The sequence below is a fragment of the Variovorax sp. P1_H12_2 genome, assembly GCF_056405335.1.
On record NZ_JBFUCI010000424.1, the window covers coordinates 1 to 5377 of the forward strand.

Consider the following 5377-nt stretch of genomic DNA (forward strand, 5'->3'; position numbering starts at 1 on the left):
AGCCACTGGAGATGGCCGCTCCGACATCGCTGTTGGCATGCCAGACATCGGCCAGTGCCCTGACGTCCGCGGTCTTGAGCTCGGTTTCATACGCGAGCGTGAGTTGCGCAGAGCGGCTCATCACCAAGTGCGTTTCGACGCCGCAATCACGCAGAATCTCGAGCAGGCGGATGCCGAACACGACGCCAGAGGCGCCGCTGATACCGATCACGATCCGGCGCCGGCGCCCTGGTGCGGACGCCATCATCCGAGCGTCTCCAGGCGCGAGGCGACGCGTTGCATCACGTCGGGCGGCGGCAAGGCACGGGTCCAGTCCGGGCGGTCGGCCGCTCGTCGCGTGGCGTCCATGCCCATCTTTGCGATCACGCCCTCGTGTTTGATGGGCTCGGACCGATCGGTGCGTGCGCCGGGCACGACCAGCAGGTCACGGTCGGCGCGCATGCGCGTGGCGACGGCCCAGGCCACCTGACCTGCGTCCCAAGGGTCGACGTCCTCGTCCACCACCGTGATGTTCTTGATCAGGTTCACGCTGCCCCAGATCGAAAACATGGCCTTGCGCGGCTCGCCCGGCCGATGCGCATGCAGGCTCACGACCGCGTCCAGGCGGCCGCACCCGCCGTGGCCGACTGCGACCTCGCGCACCGGGATCGCGGCCGCGCGCAACGTCTGCGCCAGCCCGGCGGCAATCGCGACACCGCCGATCAGCGTGTGCTCCGGGTAGTAGCCCGGCTGGATGACCTGGAACAATGCATCGCTGCGACGGGTGAGGCAGTCGAAGCGGGCGACCGGGCCGCTGCCATAGGGTTCGTACATGCCATGGAACTCGGAGACGAACTGCTCCTCGTGCTGCTCATCGAGATCGAGGCAGCCCTCCAGCACGATCTCGCAATGCGCCGGCACGTCCAGCGCGAGGGTCTGGCAACGCACCATCTGCAGCGCCTCGCCGAGCATTGCACCCGCGGCGTCGAGTTCGTCGTCACCCAGGCGCAGATACAGCGCGGCGGCGATCAGCACGGCCGGATGATTGCCAATCGTCACGGCGATCTCGAGCTTCTCGCCGCGCGCGTGGGCGGCACGCGCCATCACGGCCAGGTGATGATTGGGTGCGATACCGACCATGGCCCGGTCGCCACCCAGCAGCTTCAGGCGTGCATAGGAGGCATTGCCGCGCTCCGTGACCCTGTCGCGGGCGATGATGACGCCCGCGGTGATGTAGGCGCCGGTTTCCTGGGGAAAGAAATGCGGTGCGGGAAGCTCGCGCACCAGATCGGGCGCGTCCACCTTCACCTCCTGACAGGGGCCCGAGGCCACCCGAACGGGCGGGATCCCGTTCGCGATCGCGTCGATGATGCACCGCTGCAGCGCCTGAGCGGACAACCCGAGACCCGCCGCGAAGCGCTCGCGCGAGTTCAGGAGGTTGCCGACGACTCGCAACGCGTGACCTTTCACAGCGTCGAACTGCACGGCCCGCCCGGTGGCGAGTTGATCCAGCCATGCGGAAATCTCGAAGTACGGATCGACGTCGTCGCGCACGTGCAGCAGTTCGCCTTGCGCCTCCAATCGAGACAGGAAGGCACGCCAGGACTGCCGAGACATGGAAGAAGTGGCATTCATGCGCCCGCCCCCTGCAGCTGCCGGTCCAGTTCAAGCACCGTTTGATAGAGCACGCGGGTGCCGTCCAGCAGTTGCGCCGGCTCGATCCATTCCTCCGGACAATGACTGCGCCCATCCAGACAGGGAATGAAGATCATCCCCACCGGGCCCGTGGGTGCGACATAGACCGCGTCGTGCCCTGCGCCGCTGGGCATGCGCATGTGGGCGTAGTCGAGCGCCGCGCAGGACCGCTCGATGGCGGCCATCACGAGCTCCGCACACGCCGTCGGCTTGGAGCGACTCACGTCCTGGAAGGTCGCGCTGACGCGCAACTCGGCGAGGGCCGGCGACACCTTTGCCCACAACTCCTCCGGAAACGTCTCCAGCACCGCGGAGCTGCCGCTGCGCACCTCCATCGTCATCTCGACCTGGCCCGCCACGGCGTTGGACGCATTCGGCGTCAGTGACAGGCGTCCGATCGTCGCCACCACATAGTGCGGTTGTCCCGTGAGGCTTTTGGCCTTTTGATTGGCCGCGTCGATCAGGCGCGCGGCGCCAACGAGCGCGTCGCGACGAATGTCCATCGGGGTGGTTCCGGCGTGGTCCGCCTGACCGCGTACGGTGATCGCCACCCGCCGGATACCCACGATGTCGGTCACAACGCCGATCGGCAGCTTGCGCTGCTCCAGGACCGGACCCTGCTCGATGTGCAGTTCGACAAACGCGGCAGTGCTGTCGGCGGGACGAAGCGCCCGGTCGAGCGCCTCCGGTCGCGCACCGATGCGGCGCATGCCTTCGGCCAGCGTCTCGCCCTCGGGGTTGCGCGCCTGCAGCATGCCCGGATCCAGCGCGCCCGAGAAGGCCCGGCTGCCAATGCACGAAACGCCATAGTCGCTCGGCTCCTCCGAGAGGAAGTCGATGACCTCGAAGGGGTGATTCAACACGATGCCCTGCTCGCGCAAAGTGTGCGCGACCTCGAGCCCGGCCAATACGCCGATGATGCCGTCGAAGCGGCCGCCCATCGGCACGGTGTCGCAGTGCGAGCCGGTGATGATGGGCTTGCGTCCATCCACTGCGCCCAGTCGGCCGACGAGGTTGCCGCCTTCATCCTGGCTGACCTGCAGGCCCGCCTCGGCGAACTGCGCGCGCAGCCATTCGCGCGCCGCCGTGAACTGGGGGGAGAAGGCCCGACGGGTCCAGGGAACCTCCGGCAAGGTGAACGTCGACAGGGCTTCGACGCGGCGCCACAAGCGCTCTGCGTTGATCGGAGGGAAAGATGAAGAAGGCATGGACATTGTCAGTGGATCTGGCGCACTGCGCGCGGTTTCAGGAAACGGCCATCGCCGGCGCGATTGACGACCTTCTGGCCGTCATAGACGAGCTGCCCGCGGCTCCAGGTCGAATTGACCTTCACCGTGAACTCGCGGCCCTCGAAGGAGCTCCATTGCACGGCCGAGAGACTGCTGGAGGGGTCAAAACGGTAACGCTCCGGCCGAAGCACCACGAAGTCGGCATCGGCGCCCACATCGAGCGATCCCTTGCGGTCGTCGAGCAGGAAATGACGTGCCGGATTGCGGCAGAGCTGGCGCGTCACCATCGAGGGCGCGATGCCATGCTCTTCGCAGCCAGTCCAGAAGGCCGGCAGCAGCGTCTCCAGGCCCGGCCCCCCTGACGCGTTGCGAAAGATGTCGGGGTCGCCCTTTCGCTCCAGTCCCCAGCTCACGTGGTCGGACGAGACGAAGGTGCAGCCATCGCGCGCGATGTGCGTCCACAGCAGATCCACCTCCGCCTTGGGACGGATGGGCGGGTAGTGCTTGGTCTTGGCCCCGAACTTGCGGCTGTGCTCCTCGTGGTTGAGCATCAGGTACTGGATGCAGGTCTCGATCGTGGCCTGGTGACCGGCGCGCTGGTACATCCCGCACAGCTCAAACCCGCGAGACGTCGAGACGTGGACCGCGTGCGCCCTGGCGCCGGTTTCGGCACCGATCTCGTAGATCAGCGCGGTCGCCAGGTTCTCGATCAGCGGTGTGTGGGCGCGCATGAACGCGTCCCAACCGGTGTCGCTGTCTTCCTTCAGGCGCTTGATGTTCTTGCGCGTGAGTTCCTGCATCTGGTTGTGCACGCCGCAGACCAGGCCCGAAGGTGCGATCAGCCGGAAGGCTTCGTAGAGATCGTCTTCGTCCACCCGCGGGAAGCGCCCGGGCGTGGCTTCGAAGGTCGAGAATTTGAAGGCGCAGACGCCGCCCTCGATCAACCCGGCCGCCGCCTGCAGGCCGTGCCTGTCGTTGAGCGTGCCGAACAGGGCGACGTCGACGTGGCAGTCGCGCTCCACTTCGGCGATCTTGGCGTCCAGTTGCGGTCGCGACGCCACAGGCTCGGGATCGTCGTAGGGCATGTCCACCATGACGGTCACGCCGCCGGCGGCAGCGGCGCGCGAGGCCCGACCCAGGCCTTCCTGGCCGGCCTGGCTGCCCGCATGCACCTGCCCGTCCACCACGCCCGGCAGGATCCATAGCCCGCCCGCATCGACCATCTCGCCGCCGGCCGGCGGTTTCCCGGTTCCGCGCGCGGCCACGCGGCCGTCCTGCACGCCAATCCAGCCGCCTTCGACCACCCCGTCGGCATCGACTATGTCGCCGTGAACCACCAGTTCGAAACTGCCCATCCGTTGCTCCGCTTTCGTCGTGAATGCGGTCAAGTCTAGGAATCGCCTCCTAGAAAGTCATATGCTTAAATGTCGGCCGCGGATAACATGAAGTTAATGATATGAAGCTGAATCTGCGCCAGATCGAGGTGTTCCGCGCCGTCATGGTGAGCGGCTCGATCAGCGGCGCTTCCAACCTGCTGTTTGTCTCGCAACCGGCCGTCAGCCGGCTGATTTCCCACATGGAGCAGCGCCTGGACTTGCAGCTGTTCGAGCGGATCAAGGGACGCCTGTATCCGACACCGGAGGCGCGCCGGCTGTTCGAGGAGATTGCCAGCGTTTACCAGGGCGTGCAGCGGGTCAGCGACGTTGCGGACAATCTGGCACGCAACCGCATCGGACAACTGCGCATCGCCTGCAGCCCCAATATTGGTCAGTCGGTGATGCCGCGAGCCGTGGCAATCTTCTGCGCGCGCTACCCGGAAGTACGGATCGAGCTCCACACGCTCATACCGAGCGGCATGTTGCAGGGGCTGCTGACCCAACAGGTGGAGTTCGGCGTGACCTACATGCCGGTGGCTCCCCCGAGCCTGGAGGTGCGCCCCCTCTACAAGAACCGAATCATGGCCGCACTCCCGCGTGGTCATGACCTGGCGCGCCACAAGACCGTGCGCGTTCGCGCTCTGGCCAAAGAGCCGTTCGTCGGCTACAGCAGTGACATCCCCTTCGGCCAGCTGGTGCGCCAGATTTTTGGCAGCGAAGCGCACCAACCCGCCACGCGGGTCGAGGTCCTCCAGGCCCACGTCGCCTGCGCCATGGTGCAGGCCGGGGTCGGCGTGGCACTGGTCGACGAGCTGACTCTCAAGGGCCCGATATGGGCCAACATCGAGGCGGTTCCGATCACGCCCGCGGCCTACGCGCCGGTGAATGTCTTCCATCTCCAACTGCAGCCCTTGTCCCGCATCGCAAGGGAATTCATCGAAGTGCTCGGATCGCTGGATCTGTAGCGGATCCCGCCGCGCTGGCCAGGAGGCCTGGATCACACACGCTTAACATGATGCTATGGGCTCTCGATAAAAAGGAATGCGACATTATTGAACTTCATCCCTAGCATCCCGTGATCGATCGAATGCGGTGGTT

5 protein-coding genes are annotated in these 5377 nt (G+C 66.1%); 1 reads left to right on the forward strand and 4 read right to left on the reverse strand.

Features of this window, described 5'->3' with window-relative positions; genetic code table 11:
• The 4 genes from AC1D2K_RS29025 to AC1D2K_RS29040 all read right to left on the reverse strand — a co-directional run.
• The coding region (locus AC1D2K_RS29025) for a flavoprotein (RefSeq protein ID WP_478093168.1) at window positions 1-244 on the reverse strand (244 nt) is incomplete at its 3' end.
• Complete coding sequence (locus AC1D2K_RS29030) at window positions 244-1596, reverse strand: UbiD family decarboxylase (RefSeq protein WP_478093170.1); 1353 nt, start codon at window positions 1594-1596, stop codon at window positions 244-246. The genes AC1D2K_RS29030 and AC1D2K_RS29025, both read right to left, overlap by 1 nt.
• 14 nt (window positions 1597-1610) lie before the next feature.
• Complete coding sequence (locus tag AC1D2K_RS29035) at window positions 1611-2888, reverse strand: allantoate amidohydrolase (RefSeq protein ID WP_478093172.1); 1278 nt, start codon at window positions 2886-2888, stop codon at window positions 1611-1613.
• Window positions 2889-2890: 2 nt separating this feature from the next.
• Window positions 2891-4258 carry a dihydroorotase gene (locus tag AC1D2K_RS29040; protein WP_478093173.1) on the reverse strand — a complete coding sequence of 456 codons (1368 nt, stop codon included), beginning with the start codon at window positions 4256-4258 and terminating at the stop codon, window positions 2891-2893.
• 101 nt (window positions 4259-4359) lie between these two features.
• Here AC1D2K_RS29040 and AC1D2K_RS29045 point away from each other — a divergent pair, with 101 nt between their 5' ends.
• A complete protein-coding gene (locus AC1D2K_RS29045) occupies window positions 4360-5244 on the forward strand; it encodes a LysR family transcriptional regulator (protein WP_478093176.1) in 885 nt (294 codons plus the stop codon).
• Window positions 5245-5377 lie beyond the last annotated feature (133 nt).